Source organism: Nocardia sp. NPDC057272 (assembly GCF_042668615.1).
In the GTDB taxonomy this organism is placed as follows: Bacteria; Actinomycetota; Actinomycetes; order Mycobacteriales; family Mycobacteriaceae; genus Nocardia.
Window position 1 is genome coordinate 283,666 of the sequence record NZ_JBHUYK010000002.1, and the last position, 20,511, is coordinate 304,176.

A 20,511-nucleotide genomic window follows, 5' to 3' on the forward strand; every position below is an offset into this window, starting at 1 on the left:
AAGCTGACTCCCATGGAAGAAGCTGCGCGCGTCGATACGGCCCAGCTCATGGAGCTGCTCTCGGTGGCGCTCGGTGTCTATTACGGAGACTTCACCGCGGCGGCGGCGAGCGAGAACCTCACGGCGAGTCAGGGCAAAACGCTGACGGTGCTGCGCCGAGGGCCTGTCGCTATGCGCGCCCTGGCCGAGACCTTGTCCTGCGACGCGTCCAACGTCACCGGGATCATCAACCGGCTGGAGAAGCGCGACCTCGTGCGCCGCGAAGCCAGTGCGTCCGACCGGCGCGTCACCCACCTGGTCATCACGGCCGAGGGCGAGCGTGTCACCGATAGGATCCGCGCGAAGATGCAGTCGACGCAAGACGGCCTGAAAAAGCTCAGCGACCGAGATCGAGATTGCCTGTTCGCCCTGCTGGAGCGCGTTTTCGTGACCGGCACCGACTGAGCTGCCAACCGGGGCGCGGCGTCAGAAGGACGACCCGAGCAGGGTCCGCACGAACGTGTCGGTCGACTTCCCGAGCTCCGCGGTCGTTCCCGCGGCGAGCACCCGGCCCGCGTGCAGGATCACCATCCGGTCGGCGACGCCGCCGTGAGTCAGCACCTGCACCTCGTTGCTGACCACGAGTACCGCCGCACCGGAGTCGGCGTAATCGCGCAATGATCTCCACACGCCGTACGCCGTCGCCCGGTCGAGGGAATTGGTCGGTCCGTCCGCGATGAGCACGCGCGGAGCCGGCAGCAGCGCGGCGGCGAGCGCGGCACGCTGGATCTGACCTCCCGAATGCTGATGTGGGAGAAGGTCCGAGGCTTCGGCCGGATACTGTGCCGCGGCGCATGCTCGCTCGACACTCCACGCTCGATGGCGGCGCTCCAACGTCCGCAATTGGGCGCTCACTGTCTTGTCGGAGTCGAATGCCGTCACACCTTCTTGCGGCACATAGCCGACGACGCCCTCACGCAAGGCCGCCCATCGCTGATCGTCGACAGCCACACCGTCGACCAAGACCTGGCCCTTGGACTGCGCGGTGGCGGGCAATCGTCCCGCGAGAGCCGAAGCGGCCATGGACTTTCCGGCGCCGGGGCCACCGAGCACAGCGGTGATCTGACCAGCAGGCACCACCAGATCGACCTCCGTGAGCACGGTTTCGCTCCACCGCGCGGTGTCGACACGGACGGTCAGGCGGCACAGCTCCACGGTCATAACTCACCATGGCACGCTCGAGTACCGAGCATCCACCGTTCGCCGGAGGCGGTCGGAGCTCATCGCACGACCGCTGGCATGATTGCCGACCAGAATCGCGATTGCTTTCGCGACCTGCGCGGAACTGGTAGAACCGGATCAAACACGAGGTGCCGATCGCGAAGCGCCGAGACGTTCGCCGACAGACTCTCCCTATCGGTCGACGCCCGCGGCTGAGGTAGACGTTCGCAGATCGGCATGCTGCCACGAGGAGACGTCATGGCTACCGACCAGAGCTTGCTGCACCGTTTCGTCATTTCCCAGCTCGGCGCGGCCGGGCTCGATCGGGCGCAGCTCATCCGGGACACCGGGGTGCCGGATTGGTCGATGACCGGCCACGACGTGCATCTACCCAGTGCGACGTTCTCCCGGCTGTGGGAGGTCGGTGAACATCGCCTCGGTCCCGACGTCGCCCTCCAAGTGGCCCGGCGCTACGAGCTGTCCAGCCTCGGGCTGTACGACTATCTGTTCGCGTCCGCGCCGACCCTGGGCGCCGGGCTGGCGACGTGCGGTCCCTACATCACCGCGGTCACCACCAATCACCGATTCGACCTGGTCACCGAAACCGAGGACGAGTCCACCCTGTACCTCGAGATGCTCGATGGCGAAGGTCGCGGCAGGGACCACACCCAGCTGTGGGGTTTGTCGGCCGTTCTGAGCCGCGCGCGCCGGGTGGTCGAGGATCCGTTGAACCCGGTTCGCGTCTCGCTGCGCCAAGCCGCTCCCGCGCACGTCGACGGCTTTCGAGCCGTGTTCGGCTCCGCCACGCTGGAATTCGACGCCCCGGCCGACTCGATGACCTTCCGCTCCGCGGACCTGGACCTTCCCCTGACCACCGCGGACCCTGTCCTGGCCGCGGTCCTGGAACCGCTGGCCGCCGCCTTGCCACCGCCGCCGACCCTTGCCTCGGCCTGGCCCGCCCGAGTCGCCGACGCCTTGGACGAGGCTATCGAGGCCGGAACGGTCTCCCTCGACAGTGTCGCCCAGATCCTCAACATCAGCCCTCGCACACTGCAACGACGGCTGGGCGAATCGGGCACGACCTGGCGGGCCGAACTGGACCGGGCCCGCAGCGCACGGTTGTCGCGAGCGACATCCGGTGGCTCGCTGAGCGGCACCAAGCAGGCCGAACTGCTCGGCTACTCCGATGCGGGGTCGCTACGCCGGGCTGCCCGACGCTGGTCGGTGGGCTCGCGTCCGGTTCGCAACGTCACGTCCTGAGGTAGGTCGAGGCGATCTGCCAGAACGTTTCGCGCTCCAACAAGCGGAAGTCCCACCCGTCGATGAGGTCACGGAACGTGGCGACGATGCCGGCGACATCGAAGTCATCGCGGGTCGCTGTTCCTTTCGACTCCAGCGCGGAAATCACGTAGACAGTGGCACTCTCCCTCGTCACCGCACACTCCCATCGTTCACTCACCGACCATTCGAACGTAAGTGTCGAATTACCTCGCGGCCACGACAAGAACAGAACGCGCCAACCTCGTGCCGAACGCGCCAACCTCGCCACCGCGGCGGCGGTATTCACCCGTCCCGGATGAGGCTCACGCCGCCCTGCGCTGGTTGGCTGGATCTCGCCGACCGCGCCAACGGCGGTCCGAGGCGAGGAGCGTTCGTGAACTCGTACCCGCCGATCGACGAGCACGGCATCGTCGGTGATCTGCAGACAGCGGCTCTGGTATCGGCCGCCGGAACGATCGACTGGTGGTGCGCGCCACGATTCGATTCACCGAGTGTGTTCGCGTCCCTGCTCGACAGCGAGAAGGGCGGACACTGCTCACTCGCCGTCGACACCACCAACCCGGTGACCATCCGGCAGCTGTACCTGCCCGACACCGCCATCCTGTTGACGCGGTTCTCCGGGCCCGACGGCGTGGGCGAGGTCGCCGACTTCATGGAGCCGATTCGCGGTACCGAACCCGCCGACCGGCACAGATTGGTGCGGGTCGCGCGGGTGGTGCGCGGAAGCTTCACGTTCGCTCTCGCATGCCGCCCGCGGTTCGACTACGCACGCGCCAGCCACACCCTCGACCGAGTCGATGAGCGAACCGCCGTCTTCCGTTCCGGCATCGCCGATCTGCATCTGCAATCCACCGACCCGATCGCGCTGCACCCCGACGGCGCCGACATCACCGCGCGATTCACCTTGTCCGCCGGTGAGCGAGCGGCGGTCGTGTTGACCACCGCCCCCGCCGGGGCGGATTTCTCCTCGGCACCGATGTGGGCAACGATCGCCCACGAGTTCGACCAGTGCCGTCGCTTCTGGCAGACCTGGTTGCGCTCGTCCACCTACCGCGGGCGCTGGCGCGACATCGTCAATCGCTCCGCGATCACCCTCAAACTGCTCACCTATGCCCCGACCGGCGCGCCGATCGCCGCGGCCACCATGGGGTTGCCCGAACAGATCGGCGGCGAACGCAATTGGGACTATCGCTACACCTGGATCCGGGATGCCTCGCTGTCGGTACGGGCGCTGAGCGACCTCGGCTTCACCGAGGAGCCCTACGCCTTCCGTCGCTGGCTACGCGACCGGGTCGACGCGGGCGGCACCGCCTCCGGCGAACCCTTGCAGATCATGTACCGCGTCGACGGCGACCCGCACCTGGACGAGATAACGCTGCCCCACCTGGAGGGATACCAGGGTTCGGCACCGGTGCGGGTCGGCAACGGCGCCGCTGACCAGATCCAGCTCGACATCTACGGCGAGGCGGCCGACGCGCTGGCGCAGGCGACCGATATGGCCGCCATTGCCGGTTGGCGGACATTCAGCGGCCTCATCGACTGGCTCGCCGACAACTGGGATCGCCCCGACGAGGGCATCTGGGAAACTCGCGGCGGCCGCCAGGAATTCACCTACAGCCGCCTGATGACCTGGGTGGCCTTCGACCGCAGCATCCGCATGGCGAACGCGCACGCCAGGCCCGCCGACGTGGTCCGCTGGACCGCCGAACGCGACGCCGTCTTCCGGCAGATCATCGACCGCGGCTGGAGCGAGAAACGCCGAGCGTTCGTGCAGCACTTCGCCACCGACGTACTGGACGCCTCGCTGCTGCTCATGCCCCGGATGCGATTCCTGTCCCCCACCGACCCGATGTGGCTGAGCACCCTCGACGCGATGGACAAGGAGCTCGTCAGCGACAGCCTGGTCTACCGATACGACCCCGAGGCATCACCGGACGGCCTGCGCGGCACCGAAGGCACCTTCAACCTGTGCAGCTTTCTCTATGTCGAAGCCCTCGCCCGGACCGGTCGGCTGCAACAGGCCCGCTATGCCTTCGAGAAGATGCTCACCTACGCCAACCATGTCGGCCTGTTCGCCGAGGAGATCGGTCCTTCGGGCGAGCAGCTGGGCAACTTCCCGCAGGCCTTCACCCACCTGGCCCTGATCGCCGCCGCCATCGCGCTCGACGAAGAACTCGATCGCGCCGAGGCCGAGCCCGCGGCGGACTGATCCGCTCACCCGCGATGTGAGCGCACATGGCGCACTTCATGCCATTGTGCACAGCGTGCCAATTCGCTCAGCTCTCGGCGGCGACGACGCAGAACTCGTTGCCGTGCGGGTCCTGCAGCACGGTCCAGCCGAAACCGGGCAGCGAGTGTTCGCCGTGGACCGTGGCCCCCAGCGCCGTCAGCCGGGCGACCTCGGCCGCGCGAGCCGTGGTCTGGAAATCGATGTGCACCCGGTTCTTGGTCACCTTGGTCTCGGGAACCAGCTGGAACGCGAGGTAGCGCCCCTCCCCGAAGCCGACGCCGGGCGGAGTGATCATGACGTAGTCCCCGGAGTCGACGAGGACCGTGTAACCGAGTGCGGAGCTCCAGAACTCGGCCAGTTCGGCGGGATCGTTGCTGTCGATGGTGATGCCGCCGACAGTGATGGTTTCCGACATGGGCGAAACGCTAGGCCGTGACACCGACAAGTTCCGGTGGACGCGGCGGGCGTGCCAGACTGAGCGACGTGAGCGGGCCGGTGAAGAAGACCAGTAGGGCGCAACCGAACGACAAGCCTTCGCGTGATCGCGGAGATGTGATCGGTGGCGGGATCCTGTGGCTGGCCAAATGGTCGCTGTGCGTCGTGGCGATCGCGGCGGGGGCCTGGGTGCTCGGCACGATCACCGCCCGGCTGTGGGTGGTGCTCCTGCCCGTCGCACTGGCGATCGTGGTGACCACGATCCTGTGGCCACTGACCCGCTGGCTGACCCGGCGCAAGCTGGCACCGGCGCTCGCCGCGTCGATCACGCTGCTCGGGTTCGTCGCACTGCTGGCCGGGGTCGTGGCGCTGATCGTGCCCTCGGTGGCCGATCAAGCGCCTCAGCTCGCCGACAAGGCCACCGACGGGGTCAACCAGGTTCGCGATTGGATCCAGGGACCACCGCTGCGCATCCGCGACGAGCAACTCGATTCCGCGGTCGAGGCGATCGTCGGACGACTCCAGTCCAGCGGCGCGCAGATCGCCAATGGCGTGTTCACCGGTGTGTCCACCGCGACATCGGTCCTGATCACCGTCTTCTTGGTGTTGGTGCTGGTCTTCTTCTTCCTGAAGGACGGGCCGCGTTTTCTGCCCTGGATGCATCAGGTGTTCGGCAACCGCAGCGGGCGCCACGTCGAAGCCATCCTGGAGCGGGTCTGGGCGACTCTGGGTGGCTTCATCCGGACCCAGGCGATCGTCAGCATGGTCGACGCCGTCCTCATCGGCGCGTCGCTGTTCATCCTCGATGTGCCGCTGGCGTTGGTGCTGTCGGTGATCACCTTCATCGGCGGATTCATCCCGATGGTCGGCGCGTTCGTCGCCGGTGCGCTGGCCGTCCTCGTCGCGCTGGTCGGCAACGGGCTCACCACAGCATTGATCGTGCTCGGCATCGTCATCGCGGTGCAGCAGCTGGAAGGCAATGTGCTGCAACCGGTCCTGCAAAGCCGCAGCATGGAACTCCACGCCGTCATCGTGCTGCTCGCGGTCACCGCGGGCGGCTCGCTCTACGGCATCACCGGGGCCTTCCTCGCCGTGCCCGTCGTCGCGATGATCGCGGTGATCATCCGCTACATCGGTGAGCAGATCGACATCGCCACAGGAGCGGGACCGGACGCCGACGACCCCGACGGCGCCGAGGCCGACACCGGCGAGGCCGTGGTGGCCTCGCCGACATCCGACTCTGGGGCGGCGCCCGAGCCGAGCACCTAGCGCCGCGCGCATCCGGCTCAGCGGCCGCGCGAAACCTCCGCACGGTCCCGGTCGTTCTTGCCGACCCCTTCCTCGAACACACCCGAACCGGTGCGCGTCCGATCGGCCAGGGCAACGACGGCCGCCGTTGCCGTCGCCGTCGCGGCGGCAGTGACCAGACCAGGCCAGCCGAACCAGCCGATCGCTGCGGCCCCGAACGCGGTGCCCAGACTTCCCCCGACGAAGTAGACGGACATGTAGGCGCTGTTGAAACGGGCCGGCGCGGAGGCGTCGATGGCCAGCACGGCACTCTGATTGGCAACTTGCGCGGCGAACAGTCCGGCGTCGAAGAGGCCGAGGCAGATCAGCGTCACCACGGTGTTCGACAGCGCGACGGACAAGACCACGACCGAGCTCAGAGCGAGCGCGAGCCCGACCAGGATCACTTTCCGGTGGCCGACTCGGTCGGTCCAGCTGCCGGCGATCCTGGTGGCGAAGACGCCGGCCAGCCCTGCGCAGGCATACAGCCCGATCCGGTCGGGGGTATACGAGTACGGCGGCTGCGACAGCGCCACCGCGAGCCCAGCCCACACCGCACAGAACGCGAAGAACCACAGCGCGCCTCGCGCTGCCGCCCAGCGCAACGCGGCGAAGCGGGCGAAGAGCCCGGGCATCCCCCGCACCGTATCCAGATATCCGGCAGCTGTCCGCCCACGCACCGCGGGCAGCACCACATACGACACTGCCGCCACCACGACACAGGGCACCACGAACACCAGCAGCATTGCCCGCCAACCGATCACCTCGGTGAGCCAGCCACCGACGATACGCCCGGCGAGGATTCCGGCCGAAATGCCCGCGGTGACGATCCCCAGAACCGTGGCCTGCCGTTGAGGCGCCGCGAACCGCCCTGCCACCGAACTCAACTGAGCTCCGACAGCCGATCCCGCGCCGACCACACCGATGACGATCCCCAAGGTCAACGGCGAACGGGCCGCCGCACCGGCGACCGAAGCCAGCGCCAGCGCCGCGAACTGCGCCGCCACCACAGTCCGGGGTGCGAACCGGTCCACCAGCGGCACCAGCAACACCAGCCCCGCCAGATAGCCGATCGGGCCGCATGCCAACGCGGTGCCGATCGCCGCCGCGGAGGTGTCCAGCGATCCGGCGACCTCGGCGACGGCCGGTTGCAGCAGATACACACTCGCGGTCGCCAGCGCGGCGGCCAGCGCCATGAACCACACGACGGGCGCGCGCAACGCCGCGGTCGGAATCTCCGGAATCCGTTCGCTTTCCATGGCACCGACGATAGGAATCGCGCCGCTTCGGATCCGGCGGAAAACGGACGACACCGTCGCTCAGCCCGATGCGCTGTGCCCGGAACCCCGCGGGTCGTCGCGTGGTGTGATGGCCGCGGTGACTCGGTCGGCCAGCGCGCGCAGGTGTTCGATCAGTTCGGGCGGTTCGTGTACGTGGAATCCGAAGCCGAAAAGCGCGGTGTAGACCGCTATTTCGTCAAGCGAGTTCGAGCCGGTGCGCAGCAGGCAGTGCCCTTCGTCGATCGCTTCGATCACCCCGACAGTCGGCGGGATGCGATCGGCCGCCACGGCCGCCGGCACCTCCAGCGTGATGCGGGCCTGATAGCGGTAGGCGGAGGTGCTGACACCGCGCGATACCCAACCGCCCAGGTCGACTTCGGGCGCCTCGCGTGGGGTGAAGCGTGGCCCGGTGGGGATTCGCGGGCGGAGGCGGTCGACGCGGTAGGTGCGCCAGTCCTGCTTCTCGACGTCCCAGCCGACCAGGTACCAGCGCCGCCCTGTGTGCACGAGTCGATGGGGCTCGGCTGTTCGCCGGACCTCGGTGCCGTCGTGGGTGCGGTAGTCGAACCGGAGCTGTTCGTGGTCGCGGATCGCGGCGGCGATCGCGGTCAGTACCTCGGGGTCGACCGTCGCGGTTCCGTCGGGCACGGTGACGGTCGCGGCGTGCAACGCCGAGACCCGGTGTCGCAGCCGTGACGGCAGAATCTGCTCCAGTTTCGCCAGCGCTCGTAGCGAACTCTCCTCGATGCCGGTGACCGATCCGCCCGCGGCCGTGCGCAGTCCGAGGGCAATGGCGACCGCTTCGTCGTCGTTCAACAGCAGCGGTGGCAGCTTGGTGCCCGCGCCCAACCGGTATCCGGCGGTGCCGGCCACCGCGTGCACCGGGTAGCCGAGGGTACGCAGCTTGTCGATGTCGCGACGGACCGTGCGAGCGTCGACCTCGAGGCGTTCGGCCAGATCGGCACCGGTCCACGCGCGGGGCGTTTGCAGCAACGACAGGAGTTCGAGGAGGCGAGCCGAGGTTTCCAACACAGTTCGCATTCTTCCCCACTGCTAGGGCAGAAACTGTCCTAGCTGTCTCGTAGCGTGGCTTTCATGAGCGAAGCAATCACTCCCTTCCGCATCGACGTCCCGCAGTCCCAGCTCGACGATCTCCATCGACGTCTGGACGACACCCGCTGGCCCGACGGTGTGACCGGAGTCGGCTGGGCGCAGGGTATTCCGCTCGACTACACCCAGGAACTGGTGCGGTACTGGCGCACCACCTACGACTGGCGAGCGCAGGAGGCACGCCTCAACGCGTTCCCGCAGTTCCGAACCGAGATCGACGGTCACGCTGTGCATTTCCTCCATGTCCGGTCGGCCGAACCCGGTGCGATGCCGTTGATCCTCACCCACGGATGGCCCGGATCGATCGTGGAGTTCCTCGACGTGATCGGGCCGCTGACCGATCCGGTCGCGCACGGCGGCCGGGCCGAGGACGCGTTCGACGTGGTAGTGCCGACGATTCCGGGCTTCGGGTTGTCCGGTCCCGCCATCGGCTGGTCGACCAGCCGGGCCGCGCGAGCCTGGGCCGAGCTGATGCGCCGACTCGGTTACGAGCGCTACGCCGCCCACGGCGAGGACACCGGTGCTGCCATCTCGCGCGAACTGGCGGTGATCGATCCCGACCACCTCGTGGCGTTGCACGTGACCATGATCGCCTCGGCCACCGTCACTCCCGAGACGGCCGATCTCGACAACCCGGCCGAGAAGCGGGCCCTCCAGTTGGCTCAGCGCGCCCAGTACGAACTCGGCGCGTACGCGATGCTGCAGGCCACCCGCCCGCAGACACTGTCCTACGCGCTCACCGATTCCCCCGTGGGGCAACTGGCTTGGATCGTCGAGCGCTTCAAGGACTGGACCGATTCGACCGATGTCCCCGAGGATGCCGTCGACCGTGACACGATGCTGACCAACGTCATGATCTATTGGCTCAACGGCACCGCTGGTTCCTCGGCGCGCTATTACTACGAGGGCGCCGCGACGTGGGGCCTGCCCGAGCCCGCGACCGAGGTGCCGGTCGCGGTGGCCGTGTTGCCGAACGACCTCGGTGTCCCGGTCCGTCGCATCGCCGAACGCAACCACACCATCGTGCGCTGGACCGAATTCGATCGCGGCGGCCACTTCGCGGCCATGGAGGAACCCGACCTGATCACCGACGACCTGCGCGCCGGCTTCCGCGACTTCCGTTGACAACGCCTCCTCACAGACACCCCCGACAGAAAGCGACACAGAGCATGGCCTCCGTGCACAAAGAGATCCTCATCGACGCCGACCCCGCACAGGTGTGGGCGGTCATCAGCGACTTCACCGACGGCCCCGTCCGGATGGCGCCGGGATTCGTCACCGACAGCCAACTCGTCGAGCCCGGGGTCAGGACCGCTACTTTCGCCGACGGAACAGTCGTCCGCGAGCGCCTCATCGCCCTGGACGAGCAAGCACGCCGAATCGCCTACTCCGTCATCGGCGACACCATGCGCCCCACCCACGACAACGCGTCGATGCAGGTCTTTTCCCACGGTGACGGCCACAGCCGATTCGTCTGGATCCACGACGTGCAACCCGACGACCTCGCCGCCCCGATGGGCGCAGCAATGGACCACGGCCTGACCATCTTCAAGCAGACGATGGAGAGCGGCCGCTAGCACCCCGCCTTCACTGATTCTGCATGGCCGTGATCGGCGCCATGTCGAAATAGTCGCGCCACGCGTGGATTCGGCCGTCCACGACTTCGAATACACCGGCTACGGGGAGATCGATCGTCGTCCCGTTGACGGTAAAGGTGTCCACGCGCTCGTTGAAGACGATGTTGCCGGAACACACCTGGTGGCCGACGTGAAAGTCGATGCCGCCGAATGTGTCGAGGAATCCACGCAGAAATTCCCGGATCGCCTCCCTGCCGGTGATCGGCTGGAGTGGAATGTTGTGATAGGTCGCGTCGTCGGTGAAGTACTCTGCGAGCTCGTCTGCGTTACCGTGGCCCCACTTCGCACAGAATTCGGTGATCAGAGTATCGGGAGAGTGCGCTTCGGCGTTGAATGTCATTGTGGTGTAGTCCTTTCCATCGGCGAAATCGGAGATCGTCAGCCGGCGACCGGCACCGAGGTAGCGCCTGTGATCATCGACGCCACCGCACGGGCAGCGCGTTCGGTCCACGCAGCGCCACCCCGACCTGACTGGTCACCTTCGCCGCGTCCTCGGCGCCGGGCTGCAACCGCAGATCCGGCAAACGCTCGAGCAGGACACGCAACGCGGTGTCGAGTTCGGCGATCGCCAGCCAGTTCCCTGCGCAGCTGTGCACACCCTGCCCGAACGACAGCATCGACATCTTCTTGCGGGTGATGTCGAACTCGTCGGGTCGCTCGTACACCGACGGATCGCGATGGGCGGCGTTGATGGAGAAGATCATCGGTGTCAGCGCCGGAATCGAAATGCCGTGCCAGTCCACCGCTTCCGGGCACGCACGCGGCAACAGCCCGACGGGCGGCTCCCAGCGCATGCCCTCCCAGATCGCCCACTGCGTCCATTCCTCCGGGTCCGACCGCAGGAGTGCGAGCTGATCGGGGTGGGTCAGCAAGGCGGACAACGTATTACCCAAGGCGAGCATCGTCGTGTCGGCGCCGGCCGGAAACAGCAGCCGCAGAAAAGACAGGATCTGCTCGTCGTCGAGGAACTCACTCTCGGCCGACTCGGTGACCAGCCTCGAGTTCAGGTCGTCGCCCGGCTCGCGTCGCCGTTGTTCGAGGATCGGCGTGACGTAGTCGGTGAATTCCCGCGAGGCGCGCATGGCCGCCTCGGGATCGAGCGGGAAGTAGAACAGGTCGTGGGCCCAGCGGTGCACCGTCGCCTCGTCCTCGACCGGGAGCCCGAGCAGTCGGCTGATCACCAGCACCGGGTACTTGGTGGTGAAATCGGCGACCAGATCGGCTGAACCGTTGCCCTGGAACCGGTCTATCAACTCGTGTGCCAGCGGTTCCAGCAGCGGCTGCACGAAGTCCGCGACTCTGTTGCGCCGAAACGACGGTGTCGCGACACCGCGCGCGATCCGGTGCTCCTGTCCCTCCATGCACTGCAGGGTCTTGCCCAGCACCGGTCCGGTCGTCATCCGGTAGATCGCGGCGGCGGGAAAGGTCGATTCGTCTTTGAAGGCAGCGCTGACCAGGTCATGAGTGAGCAGCAGGACAGCACGAACGCCGGCGAAGGGGACGACGGCGTAGTCGCGCTCGGCCCGCAGCCTCGCGAGTGTGGCGTGCACGTCGGGGTCATCCTGGAAGGCGAAGTCGACACCCTCGATGTCGGTCCGGTCCAGCAGCGTCGGCGTTGACACAGGGCCTCCTGATGCAAATATTTGTATCCGCCGATGCAGATAGCGATACCACGACCATAAGTGGAACGTGTGTCACTTAGCAAGACCTGAGATCGCCGGACGTACCGATCAGCACGCTGCTCCCCGCTCATACGACGATCACGGGGGTTGCGACAGCCCTCGGCGGCGTCAACGCAGGCCGGGAATCACTTTCGCCGCCGCGATCACCGCAGCCAGGTAACGGTCGCGTTCGGCCCTGCTCACCGCGGCCCGCATCGGGCCGACGATCAGCTCCGCCAGCACATCCCCGTCGGAGCCGAAGACGGGTGCCGACACGTAACTGATCGGCAGTGCCATATCGGTGTCGAGCTCGGCAGGACGATAAGCCGTGCCGCTGATCTCCCCGAGCAGAGCGAGCACCCGTTCGCGCAGCGTTCGACTGACCGGATCGTGGGCGAGATGGTCGACCACGTCGGCAAGGACATCGAGGGTGGCGACGCTGCGGGAGTCGACCCCCCAGACCGCGGCGCCGACGACATGGATGTCGCCGAGGAGCTGCTCGAATTTCACGCGATCTCCCGGCTCGGCCGCCGCCAGCCATGGTTGCCGGAGCAGGTCGGAGGAATGGGCCACGATCGTCGCCGCGGCGGGCGGGATGAGCGGCAATCTGGTGCCGACCGAGATTCCGGCGGGAATTCGTCCACGATTCTCGACGACAGCGCTGAACAGGATCTCGGCGCCGTCGACAACAACCAGCGCGACACCACAATCGACGTCCTCCGCCAAGCCCTGCAGGGCGGCGTGCAACGACGAGTCCTCGGTGAGCTTGCTTCGTTCCCGCTCGGCGGTCCGCATGAACGCGGGACCCAACTCGTAGGTCAGATCACCGCGGCGATTGACCCACCCGCGCGCCCGCAGCGCCGAGAGCACGTTGCCGACGGTCGACCGGCTCAGCGCGAGACAATCGGCGATCTGCGCCGAGGTCTGCGGCTCATCCGCGTCGGCGAGAAGTTCCAGCACAGAAACGACACGCTGCGTGGGCGGTGACGCATCGACGGGCTCCACATTGTCGCCCACCGCGCCTCCTCCCCTCCGCCCTGGAGTACCTATTCGCACCACACGATACAACTATTAGGTTTCTCGAGTGTGATTGCGCAGCATCGTCACGATCAACACCGCAGCGAGCCCGACCAGCGCGGCGGCGATTTCACCGCCCGCATCGCCGCGGCGATACCTCGACGGAAACCCCCACGACCAACAGGTGATCGGCATCCTCTGCCGCCCCCGTCAGCGAGCTCCCGCAGACCTGTCCGCCTGACGCCTGACGCTGAGCTGCGACATCCAGGCGACGCTGTCGATCGTCGCGATCCGCACCTCGGTCGCGATCGCTTTCATGTGCCCCTCGTCGAAGAGCTCGAGCGAGGCGCTACTGATCGCCCCCGCCTCGTCGACGCCGGCGCTCCAGCTGTCCGCCAGCCGCTTGTTCATCTCCGCCACCGCGTGCCGGCGCACCCGATCCCAGCTCAGGTCCGGATGCACCTCGTTCACGGTCCCGGTGCACAGCCAGTCGTCGAGCGTCATTCCGAACAGTTCTGACCACTGCTCGGTATAGGTAGTCACTGACTCGCTCCTCTGATCGGCGCTGCGACGTCGCACGGTGTCCGACATGAATGATAAGTCCGTACTAACGGAATCGTCAGCGGGCCTTGTACATTCGCCGCAGCGTCGGCCAGATCGGCGGGTGGCCCGCTCAGCTCTCCTTGACCAGGTCCGGCTCGGTCTCGGCCATCACCGCTTCACCACGCGCGACCATTCCCGCTTCGTCGGACAGTGTCAGATGCGGGATGAACAACGCGATCGCGAACGCGAGCACCGCACCCGGGATCAGGTACCAGAACCCGGGGACCAGCGCGTCGACGTAGGCGCTGACGATCGCGTCGTGCAGGTTGTCCGGCAGGTTCTTGACCACCGAGGGAATCAGTGCGCTCGGATCGATTTTCGCCGCCGCCGCTTCCTGCCAGTTCGCCTGGAACGCGCCGGTGAGGTTCTCGGTCAGCCTGCCGGTGAAGATGGAACCGAAGATCGCGATGCCCAGCGCGCCACCCATTTGTGAGCATCATGCCGGTCATCATCGGGATCAGCAGCAGCCCCGACACCGACGCGGAGGTACCGCTGGCCATCTGCAGGTAGGTCGGGATGAAGCCGATCGCCGCGAACATCACCAGGCCGACGAGGAATCCGATCAGCGAGGTGAGCACGAAAGCCGCGACCACGCTGACGAGGGCGGCGATCATCGACACCATCACCGTGGAGCCCCAGGCGTACTGCTTTCCGCCCCAGTCGGTGATCAGGATCAGCAAGGTGGTCGCGTTCGCCGCGATGGCCAGCGACATCGCCGCCCGCATGGTGATGGTTGTCATGATTCCCGCGGTGAGCGATGCGAATTCGGGGTCGACTTCGGCCCTGCACCTGGCCGCGAGGAGTTCGGCGATGGCGGCTTCCATCCGGGCGCCGGAGGCGATGAAGGCGGCGAGCACTCTCGGCTCGGCAATCACCAGCTTCGTGACCAGCGAGATACCGTCGCGCACTTCGCTTTCCGGCTGGAAGCCCGCGGCATGCAGCCAGGTGAGATCTTCGATGAGCACACCGGTCGGACCGCCTGCGACGAATTCGCGCCTGGCTTCGGACGTACCGATCTCACCGATCGGGCCGACCACCGCGTCCAGCTTGGTCTCGTAATAGTTGAAGAACGTGCGCGGCGAGACGCCCGCGGCCGTGGCGATGTCGTCGACGTTCGCCGCGTCCAGCCCGTGCTCGACCGCCAACCGCCGCGCGGCGAGGCATAGATCGAGCAGGATCCGTTGCTTCTTTTGTTCACGCAGACCGACTGCGACCTGTTTGACCGGCTCCTGAGTCACGTCCACACTTTGCACACACTGCAATCTTTCAGGAACTGCAACTATTTCCCCCGGGTAGCGGGCCGACTCTTCCGGCAGGTCGACGCCGCGTTGATCCCGGGAAAAGGACCGACCCGGGGCGACACTGAGAGTCGTGGACATCGACCCCGAGGACAGCGCTCCGCAGGCGCCCGCGCGAACCAGAATGCCGACGTGGCTACCTCGGGCAATGGTGCTGGCACTGGTGTTCTTCGGGCTGTTCCTGCTCGCGGACTGGGCGTTCCACCGGCTGACCGGCATCCTGATCATCCTGTTCGTCGCGTTCTTCATCTCACTGGCGATGGAGCCGCCCGTCGCACTGCTGGTGCGGCGGGGGGTGCCGCGTGGTCTCGCCACCGGCCTGGTATTCATCGCCACCTTCCTCTGCGTGCTGGCCTTTCTCGCCGCACTGGTGACCCTGCTCGTGGAGACGGCGACCAACCTGGTCCATGAGACGCCACGGCTGCTCGACGAGGGCGTGGACTGGGTCAATCACACCTTCGGACAGCACTTCACGACGCACGACCTGAGTCAACGGCTGCTGCGCGAATCCGACCTGCTCGAGAGCTACGCGCACACCGCCGCCGACAATGCCTGGGGCGTGTCGACCACGGTCCTGGGCGGCTTGGCCCAGGTCCTGACCATCGCGCTGTTCAGCGTCTACCTCACCGCGGGCGGCCCGAAGGTGCGGCGCACGGTGTGCTCGCTCCTGCCGCCGACACGCCAGCAGACCTTCCTGCACGCCTGGGACCTCGCCATCGACAAGACCGGCGGCTACCTGTTCTCTCGATTGTTGCTGGCGATCATCTCCGCGATCGTGCACGGCGTATTCCTGTCGATCCTGCACCTGCCCAACCCCATCGCCCTCGGTGTCTGGTTCGGCGTGATCTCCGCGTTCATCCCGACCATCGGCACCTACATCGCCGCGATCGTTCCGGTCTTCGTGGCACTGACGGTCGACCCGATGGACGCGGTATGGATCATCGTGTTCGCGGTTGTCTACCAGTGGTTCCAGGACTACCTACTGCAGCCTCGCATCACCGCGCGCACCGTCGACGTCAACGCCGCGATCGCATTGCTGTCGGTGCTGGCCGGCGGCGCGCTGCTCGGAGCGGTCGGCGCGCTGCTGGCCATCCCGGCCACCGCCACGGTCCAGGCGTTCCTGTCCGAATACGTGAAACACTATGCGGTGACCGAGGATCCCCGCATCGAACAAACGACACCGCGCCGCAAACGCTCCACCCCCGCAGCCGAGGATGCTGTCTCACCGAAGGAAAGCGACTAAGGCGCGTCTCCGTAGATGACGAGCCAGATCGCGCGACCGAGTGATTCGGCCAATTCCTCCTCGCCGATACCGGTTTCGGCGGCGAAGGCAACGGAGATCGTGCGTTCGACCATCGAGGTGAGTATCAGGGCGGTGGCTCGGGGATCGAGCTTCGGCCCGACGCGGCCCGCTGTCTGTTCGGCCGCCAGCCGGGCACGCACCAGTTCGGCGAAGGTCGCCACTCGGGAACGCCAGTACGCACCGACCTCCCGGTCGTAGGAACCCACTTCGGTCAGGGCGAGCAGCAGATAGCGATGGTCGCGGAAGCCGCCGATCATCGCGCGCATGGCCAGCACGACTCCGGCCTGCTGATCGGTGTGCTCGGCACTCCACCACGTCTCCGCCGCGGCGAACAGATCGGCCGTGGCCAACTCCGCCATCCGGATCAGCAGCCTGCTCTTGTCCGGAAAGTAGCGATAGAAGGTAGATCTCGCCGACCCGGACGCCGCAGCGATCTTCTGCACGGCGATCTCGGTGAACGGCGTGCCGTCTGCCAGCAGGTCTTCGACCGCGATCAGGACACGCCGTTCGAATTCTGCCCGCCGGTCATCGGTGGGTTTGCGCGCCGATCGCGGGACACGGGTCAGTGAGGGCATCGGCTATCCGTCGCCGATGCCGCACCGGGTGCGCTGGCATTGCCCATGCGACCCATTGTGCCCGTAGACCAGCGGGCCGCCATGGTGGCGGGGTACAGGCCGCGGCAATCCCCCTGTCCCGGTTGACTGTTGACACCTGAACGCGGCCCGCCTCATCATCAATCGGACACACTGTCCGAGACTCAGTGACCGAGGTGGTTCTCATGGTCGATTCCCCTGTCGCTGCGGTCGAACGGACCGACGTCGTCGTGGTCGGCGCGCGCTGCGCGGGATCGGCTACCGCGGCGACGCTGGCGAGGGCGGGTCGCGCGGTGGTCGTGCTCGACGCCGCCACCTTGCCGTCGGACACCCTGTCCACCCACCTGCTCTGGCCGGCCGGGCTGGCCGAGCTCCAGCGCCTCGACGCATTGACCGCCGTCGAGGCACTCGGTGCACCACGACTGACAAGGGCCTACGCACAGGCCGCGGGCCACGGTGTCGGTTCCGGCTTTCCCTCGGTCGACGGCATCGACTACGCGATGTGCGTGCGCCGCACCGGACTCGACGCCGTGCTGGCGCGCACCGCGGTGAATGCGGGCGCGCAGGTGCGGCCGCGCTGCCGGGTCACCTCGGTGATCTGGGACGGGAACCGTTGCGCCGGTGTGCGATACCTCGACGCCGCGGGCCAGACCAGGGAGATCCGCGCCGCGCTCGTCGTCGGCGCGGACGGGCGGCGCAGCACGATCGCCCGCGCGGTGGGCGCCGAGCGACCGTTTCTGAGCGTGCCGAGCGGGCGCGACTGCTATTTCGCCTACTGGCGCGACGCCGCCGACGCTCCCCGGCACATCGCCGCCCAGTGGCGGGTCGGTGCCGACCTCGGCACCGCCTTCCCGTGCGACGACGGCCTGGTGCTCAGCCTGGTACAGCCGCCCTCGGTCAGCGACCTCGGACGGGGTCCCGGTGTGGCCGAACGACGCTACGCCGAAGCCCTCGCCCGGATTCCGGATCTGACCGGCCGGCTGCGCGGTTGTGAGCGCGTGGGCCGGATCCGTTCCGCCACCGGCATTTCCTCGTACTTCCGCCGTTCCGCGGGGCCGGGCTGGGCACTACCCGGCGACTCCGGACACTTCAAAGATCCCGTCACCGCGCAGGGCATCCGCGACGCCCTGCACTATGGACGCACGCTCGCCGAGTCGGTCGACGAGGTTCTCGACGACCCGCGGGCTCTCGACGCCGCCCTGTCGGAGTGGGAGCACCGCCGCGTCGTCGAATGCCGCGAGATCTTCCACTGGACGAACCGGCTGGCACGGGGTGAAACGCTGCGGCCCTTGGAGATCGAGCTCTACCGCTCCGCCGCCGACGACCCCGAACTGGCAGAGATCACCGCAGGCATCTTCTCCCGCACCCACCGGCCCGCCGAGCTGTATACCCCGTCCCGCGCACTGGGCCTCGCGCTGCGCGCCTCGGTCCATCAGTGGGCACATCTGCCCGCCGTCCTGGCCGACATGGCACGCGAGATCCGCGACTCGACCAGCGAATGGCGAACCACGCGAACAACCCTGCGCGGCACAGCATCCGATGACCGCCCACCGCCGAGCCCGCCTTTCACCCTCACCACCGCAGGTCCAGGAGAACACCATGCCTGATCAGCCGACACCGTTGTCAGCACCGATCACCCGCCGCACCGCGCTGCGCGCCGGGCTCATCGCAGGAGCCGCACTAGCCGCGACTCCCCCGGCCCTCGCGGCAGCGACGACCGGCCGGCGTTCGCCACTATTGCGCTCCGGAGGTAAGTCGGTGGCGATATTCGGTGGCGGCATGGCCGGGCTCAGCGCCGCGCACGAGCTGGCCGAACGAGGCTACGACATCACCGTCTACGAGCCCGCCTTCCTCGGCGGAAAGGCCCGCAGCATGGGCGTGCCGGGGACCGCGTCGCCCGGCCGTCAGCCTCTGCCAGGTGAACACGGGTTCCGCTTCTTCCCCGGCTGCTATCAGCATGTTCCCGACACGATGAGCCGAATCCCGTTTCCCGGCAATCCGAACGGTGTGCTCGACAACCTGGTGCGGGTCGAGGGCACGGTCGCCGGATTCCAGGACCTTCCGCCGGTCTTCGCCCCGGTCGAGCTCGGTGGACTGAGCCAGTTGACGCCGGAACTGGTGCAGAACAGTATCATCGGCGCGCTCGGCTTCATCCCTGACCTGCCACCACACGAGCTGGCGTTCTTCGCCAAGCAGATGCTCGTGTGGTTCACCTCCAGCACCGAACGACGCTTCGGCCAGTGGGAATACGTGACCTGGGAACAGATCATGCAGGCCGAGGGAAAGTCGCCCGCCTACCGCAAGTACCTGGTGAACGCGCTCACCCGGATCACCGTCGCCGCGAAACCGCAGACCAGCTCGGCACGAACCATCGGCACGATCGGCGAGGCGCTGGTGCTCGCCGCCTCCGGCACGGTTGCGCAGTTCGCCGGTGGCGTCGACCGAATCCTCAACCGCCCGACCAACATCGCCTGGATCGATCCGTGGGTCGACTACCTGCGCACACTCGGCGTCCGCTTCGTCATGGGGCAGGGCCTGGCCGCATTGCGGATGGCCGGCGGTCGCATCGCCGCCGCGACGATCAGCGGATCAGGTGGGACCACGACGGTGACAGCCGACCACTATCTGTGCGCCATGCCGGTCGACCGCGCGGTCGATCTCCTCGACGACACGATCATCGAGGCAGATCCGCGCCTGGGCGGGATGCGAAACCTGGTCACCGACTGGATGGTCGGCATCCAGTACTACCTGCGCCGCCCCACCGACATCCCGGAGGGACACATCGCCGCGTTGGGCTCCCCCTGGGCCCTCACCGCCCTGCGCCAAGCCCCCATGTGGGTGGGCGACTTCCCTGCCACCTACGGCGACGGCTCGGTGCTGGAATGCCTGTCGGTCGACATCTCCGACTGGGACACACCCGGAATCCACTTCGGCCGCACCGCCAAGGAATGCACCGCCGCCGAGATCGCCACCGAGACCTGGGCGCAGCTCAAAGCCTGGCTCAACACCGGCACCGACTGGCTACGCGACGAAGACATCCACTCCTGGCATCTGGACCCCGGCATCACCTGGTCGGGAACCACCATCCACAACGAAACCCCGCTGCTGGTCAACACAGTCGGGTCCTACGACGATCGCCCCGACGCACACTGCGCGATTCCCAACCTCTACTTCGGCGGTGATCACGTCCGACACCACATCGATCTGGCCACCATGGAGGGCGCCAACGAATCCGGTCGCGCGGCGGCCAACGCCATCCTCGACGCCGCCGACGACCCGAGTCCCCGCGCCCAGATCTTCCCGCTGGTCTCCCTGCCCGCATTCGCTGCCGCCAAAGCCATCGACGCGGACCGCTTTCACGCCGGTTTACCTCACCTGCTCGACGGCTGACCCTTGACCGTCCGCGATTTCTGGTGCACATTGACACCACATCATTGTGGTGTCAATGTGCACCAGAATGAATCAAGGCCGCCCGCACAGAATCGGATGAGGTAACGATGCCCTGCTGTCTGTTGGCGAGCTACCTCGTCGCGGGATTCCGGCGCCTGCGCCGTCGCCCGGCCACGGAGACCGAAA

21 protein-coding genes and 1 pseudogene are annotated in these 20,511 nt (G+C 67.2%); 10 read left to right on the forward strand and 12 right to left on the reverse strand.

Annotated features, from left to right (window positions below; genetic code table 11):
• Positions 1-12 precede the first annotated feature (12 nt).
• On the forward strand, positions 13-444 hold the full coding sequence (locus tag ACFULV_RS04290; RefSeq protein ID WP_378652989.1) for a MarR family winged helix-turn-helix transcriptional regulator: 432 nt from the start codon (positions 13-15) through the stop codon (positions 442-444).
• A 21-nt stretch (positions 445-465) separates the two neighbouring features.
• Here the strand turns inward: ACFULV_RS04290 and ACFULV_RS04295 are convergent, their stop codons facing one another.
• Positions 466-1,200: an ATP-binding cassette domain-containing protein gene (locus tag ACFULV_RS04295; protein WP_378652992.1), complete on the reverse strand. Its 735-nt coding sequence runs from the start codon at positions 1,198-1,200 to the stop codon at positions 466-468.
• A gap of 258 nt (positions 1,201-1,458) precedes the next feature.
• Here ACFULV_RS04295 and ACFULV_RS04300 point away from each other — a divergent pair, with 258 nt between their 5' ends.
• Positions 1,459-2,460 carry an AraC family transcriptional regulator ligand-binding domain-containing protein gene (locus ACFULV_RS04300; protein WP_378628798.1) on the forward strand — a complete coding sequence of 334 codons (1,002 nt, stop codon included), beginning with the start codon at positions 1,459-1,461 and terminating at the stop codon, positions 2,458-2,460.
• Here ACFULV_RS04300 and ACFULV_RS04305 read toward each other — a convergent pair.
• A complete protein-coding gene (locus tag ACFULV_RS04305) occupies positions 2,450-2,635 on the reverse strand; it encodes a hypothetical protein (RefSeq protein WP_378652994.1) in 186 nt (61 codons plus the stop codon). The two genes, ACFULV_RS04300 and ACFULV_RS04305, sit on opposite strands and share 11 nt — an antisense overlap.
• Before the next feature lie 219 nt (positions 2,636-2,854).
• Here ACFULV_RS04305 and ACFULV_RS04310 point away from each other — a divergent pair, with 219 nt between their 5' ends.
• Positions 2,855-4,690, forward strand: coding sequence for a glycoside hydrolase family 15 protein (locus tag ACFULV_RS04310; RefSeq protein WP_378652997.1), 1,836 nt, complete (start codon positions 2,855-2,857; stop codon positions 4,688-4,690).
• Positions 4,691-4,757: 67 nt separating this feature from the next.
• On the opposite strand, the gene ACFULV_RS04315 is transcribed toward ACFULV_RS04310, so the two are convergent.
• Positions 4,758-5,126 (reverse strand): VOC family protein, encoded by a 369-nt coding sequence (locus tag ACFULV_RS04315; protein ID WP_378653000.1) that lies wholly within the window; start codon positions 5,124-5,126, stop codon positions 4,758-4,760.
• A 68-nt stretch (positions 5,127-5,194) separates the two neighbouring features.
• Between ACFULV_RS04315 and ACFULV_RS04320 the strand changes: the two genes are divergently transcribed.
• Entirely contained in the window at positions 5,195-6,415 is a 1,221-nt protein-coding gene (locus ACFULV_RS04320) for an AI-2E family transporter (protein ID WP_378653002.1), read from the forward strand.
• Between the two features lie 17 nt (positions 6,416-6,432).
• Here ACFULV_RS04320 and ACFULV_RS04325 read toward each other — a convergent pair whose 3' ends face one another.
• On the reverse strand, positions 6,433-7,692 hold the full coding sequence (locus tag ACFULV_RS04325) for an MFS transporter (protein ID WP_378653005.1): 1,260 nt from the start codon (positions 7,690-7,692) through the stop codon (positions 6,433-6,435).
• Between the two features lie 60 nt (positions 7,693-7,752).
• A complete protein-coding gene (locus ACFULV_RS04330; protein ID WP_378653008.1) occupies positions 7,753-8,745 on the reverse strand; it encodes a helix-turn-helix transcriptional regulator in 993 nt (330 codons plus the stop codon).
• A gap of 63 nt (positions 8,746-8,808) precedes the next feature.
• Between ACFULV_RS04330 and ACFULV_RS04335 the strand changes: the two genes are divergently transcribed.
• Positions 8,809-9,948, forward strand: coding sequence for an epoxide hydrolase family protein (locus ACFULV_RS04335; protein WP_378653011.1), 1,140 nt, complete (start codon positions 8,809-8,811; stop codon positions 9,946-9,948).
• Positions 9,949-9,992: 44 nt separating this feature from the next.
• Entirely contained in the window at positions 9,993-10,400 is a 408-nt protein-coding gene (locus ACFULV_RS04340; protein WP_378653013.1) for an SRPBCC family protein, read from the forward strand.
• Positions 10,401-10,410: 10 nt separating this feature from the next.
• Here the strand turns inward: ACFULV_RS04340 and ACFULV_RS04345 are convergent, their stop codons facing one another.
• From ACFULV_RS04345 to ACFULV_RS04365, 5 genes are all read right to left on the reverse strand, one after another.
• Positions 10,411-10,800 (reverse strand): nuclear transport factor 2 family protein, encoded by a 390-nt coding sequence (locus ACFULV_RS04345; protein ID WP_378653016.1) that lies wholly within the window; start codon positions 10,798-10,800, stop codon positions 10,411-10,413.
• Between the two features lie 73 nt (positions 10,801-10,873).
• Positions 10,874-12,082 carry a cytochrome P450 gene (locus ACFULV_RS04350; RefSeq protein WP_378653018.1) on the reverse strand — a complete coding sequence of 403 codons (1,209 nt, stop codon included), beginning with the start codon at positions 12,080-12,082 and terminating at the stop codon, positions 10,874-10,876.
• A 168-nt stretch (positions 12,083-12,250) separates the two neighbouring features.
• Positions 12,251-13,138, reverse strand: coding sequence for a helix-turn-helix domain-containing protein (locus tag ACFULV_RS04355; protein ID WP_378653021.1), 888 nt, complete (start codon positions 13,136-13,138; stop codon positions 12,251-12,253).
• A 210-nt stretch (positions 13,139-13,348) separates the two neighbouring features.
• Positions 13,349-13,729: a hypothetical protein gene (locus tag ACFULV_RS04360; RefSeq protein WP_378653023.1), complete on the reverse strand. Its 381-nt coding sequence runs from the start codon at positions 13,727-13,729 to the stop codon at positions 13,349-13,351.
• A gap of 82 nt (positions 13,730-13,811) precedes the next feature.
• Positions 13,812-14,168, reverse strand: a complete 357-nt coding sequence (locus tag ACFULV_RS04365; RefSeq protein WP_378653408.1) for a hypothetical protein — start codon at positions 14,166-14,168, stop codon at positions 13,812-13,814.
• A gap of 89 nt (positions 14,169-14,257) precedes the next feature.
• Here ACFULV_RS04365 and ACFULV_RS04370 point away from each other — a divergent pair, with 89 nt between their 5' ends.
• The gene (locus ACFULV_RS04370; protein WP_378653409.1) at positions 14,258-14,800 is read left to right on the forward strand and encodes a hypothetical protein; all 543 of its coding nucleotides are present in this window, start codon (positions 14,258-14,260) and stop codon (positions 14,798-14,800) included.
• 38 nt (positions 14,801-14,838) lie between these two features.
• On the opposite strand, the pseudogene ACFULV_RS04375 reads toward ACFULV_RS04370, so the two are convergent.
• Positions 14,839-15,120, reverse strand: a pseudogene (locus ACFULV_RS04375) (hypothetical protein); the annotation flags it as partial.
• On the opposite strand from ACFULV_RS04375, the gene ACFULV_RS04380 reads away from it, so the two are divergent.
• Entirely contained in the window at positions 15,113-16,282 is a 1,170-nt protein-coding gene (locus ACFULV_RS04380; RefSeq protein ID WP_378653026.1) for an AI-2E family transporter, read from the forward strand. The pseudogene ACFULV_RS04375 and the gene ACFULV_RS04380 sit on opposite strands and share 8 nt — an antisense overlap.
• Here the strand turns inward: ACFULV_RS04380 and ACFULV_RS04385 are convergent.
• Positions 16,279-16,917: a TetR/AcrR family transcriptional regulator gene (locus ACFULV_RS04385; RefSeq protein ID WP_378653028.1), complete on the reverse strand. Its 639-nt coding sequence runs from the start codon at positions 16,915-16,917 to the stop codon at positions 16,279-16,281. The genes ACFULV_RS04380 and ACFULV_RS04385 overlap by 4 nt on opposite strands.
• Before the next feature lie 203 nt (positions 16,918-17,120).
• On the opposite strand from ACFULV_RS04385, the gene ACFULV_RS04390 reads away from it, so the two are divergent.
• The gene (locus ACFULV_RS04390; protein WP_378653031.1) at positions 17,121-18,542 is read left to right on the forward strand and encodes an NAD(P)/FAD-dependent oxidoreductase; all 1,422 of its coding nucleotides are present in this window, start codon (positions 17,121-17,123) and stop codon (positions 18,540-18,542) included.
• Positions 18,535-20,325 carry an FAD-dependent oxidoreductase gene (locus ACFULV_RS04395; RefSeq protein WP_378653033.1) on the forward strand — a complete coding sequence of 597 codons (1,791 nt, stop codon included), beginning with the start codon at positions 18,535-18,537 and terminating at the stop codon, positions 20,323-20,325. Before ACFULV_RS04390 ends, ACFULV_RS04395 begins: the two co-directional genes overlap by 8 nt.
• Positions 20,326-20,511 lie beyond the last annotated feature (186 nt).

Bases quoted from the DNA above. Each gene is read 5' to 3' on its own strand.
- ACFULV_RS04295 (WP_378652992.1), bottom strand. From the start codon at position 1,200: ATGACCGTGGAGCTGTGCCGCCTGACCGTCCGTGTCGACACCGCGCGG.
- ACFULV_RS04340 (WP_378653013.1), top strand. From the start codon at position 9,993: ATGGCCTCCGTGCACAAAGAGATCCTCATCGACGCCGACCCCGCACAG.
- ACFULV_RS04325 (WP_378653005.1), bottom strand. From the start codon at position 7,692: ATGGAAAGCGAACGGATTCCGGAGATTCCGACCGCGGCGTTGCGCGCG.
- ACFULV_RS04300 (WP_378628798.1), top strand. From the start codon at position 1,459: ATGGCTACCGACCAGAGCTTGCTGCACCGTTTCGTCATTTCCCAGCTC.
- ACFULV_RS04385 (WP_378653028.1), bottom strand. From the start codon at position 16,917: ATGCCCTCACTGACCCGTGTCCCGCGATCGGCGCGCAAACCCACCGAT.
- ACFULV_RS04395 (WP_378653033.1), top strand. From the start codon at position 18,535: ATGCCTGATCAGCCGACACCGTTGTCAGCACCGATCACCCGCCGCACC.
- ACFULV_RS04315 (WP_378653000.1), bottom strand. From the start codon at position 5,126: ATGTCGGAAACCATCACTGTCGGCGGCATCACCATCGACAGCAACGAT.
- ACFULV_RS04370 (WP_378653409.1), top strand. From the start codon at position 14,258: ATGAAGCCGATCGCCGCGAACATCACCAGGCCGACGAGGAATCCGATC.
- ACFULV_RS04390 (WP_378653031.1), top strand. From the start codon at position 17,121: ATGGTCGATTCCCCTGTCGCTGCGGTCGAACGGACCGACGTCGTCGTG.
- ACFULV_RS04365 (WP_378653408.1), bottom strand. From the start codon at position 14,168: ATGGGTGGCGCGCTGGGCATCGCGATCTTCGGTTCCATCTTCACCGGC.
- ACFULV_RS04360 (WP_378653023.1), bottom strand. From the start codon at position 13,729: ATGTCGGACACCGTGCGACGTCGCAGCGCCGATCAGAGGAGCGAGTCA.
- ACFULV_RS04335 (WP_378653011.1), top strand. From the start codon at position 8,809: ATGAGCGAAGCAATCACTCCCTTCCGCATCGACGTCCCGCAGTCCCAG.
- ACFULV_RS04345 (WP_378653016.1), bottom strand. From the start codon at position 10,800: ATGACATTCAACGCCGAAGCGCACTCTCCCGATACTCTGATCACCGAA.
- ACFULV_RS04290 (WP_378652989.1), top strand. From the start codon at position 13: ATGGAAGAAGCTGCGCGCGTCGATACGGCCCAGCTCATGGAGCTGCTC.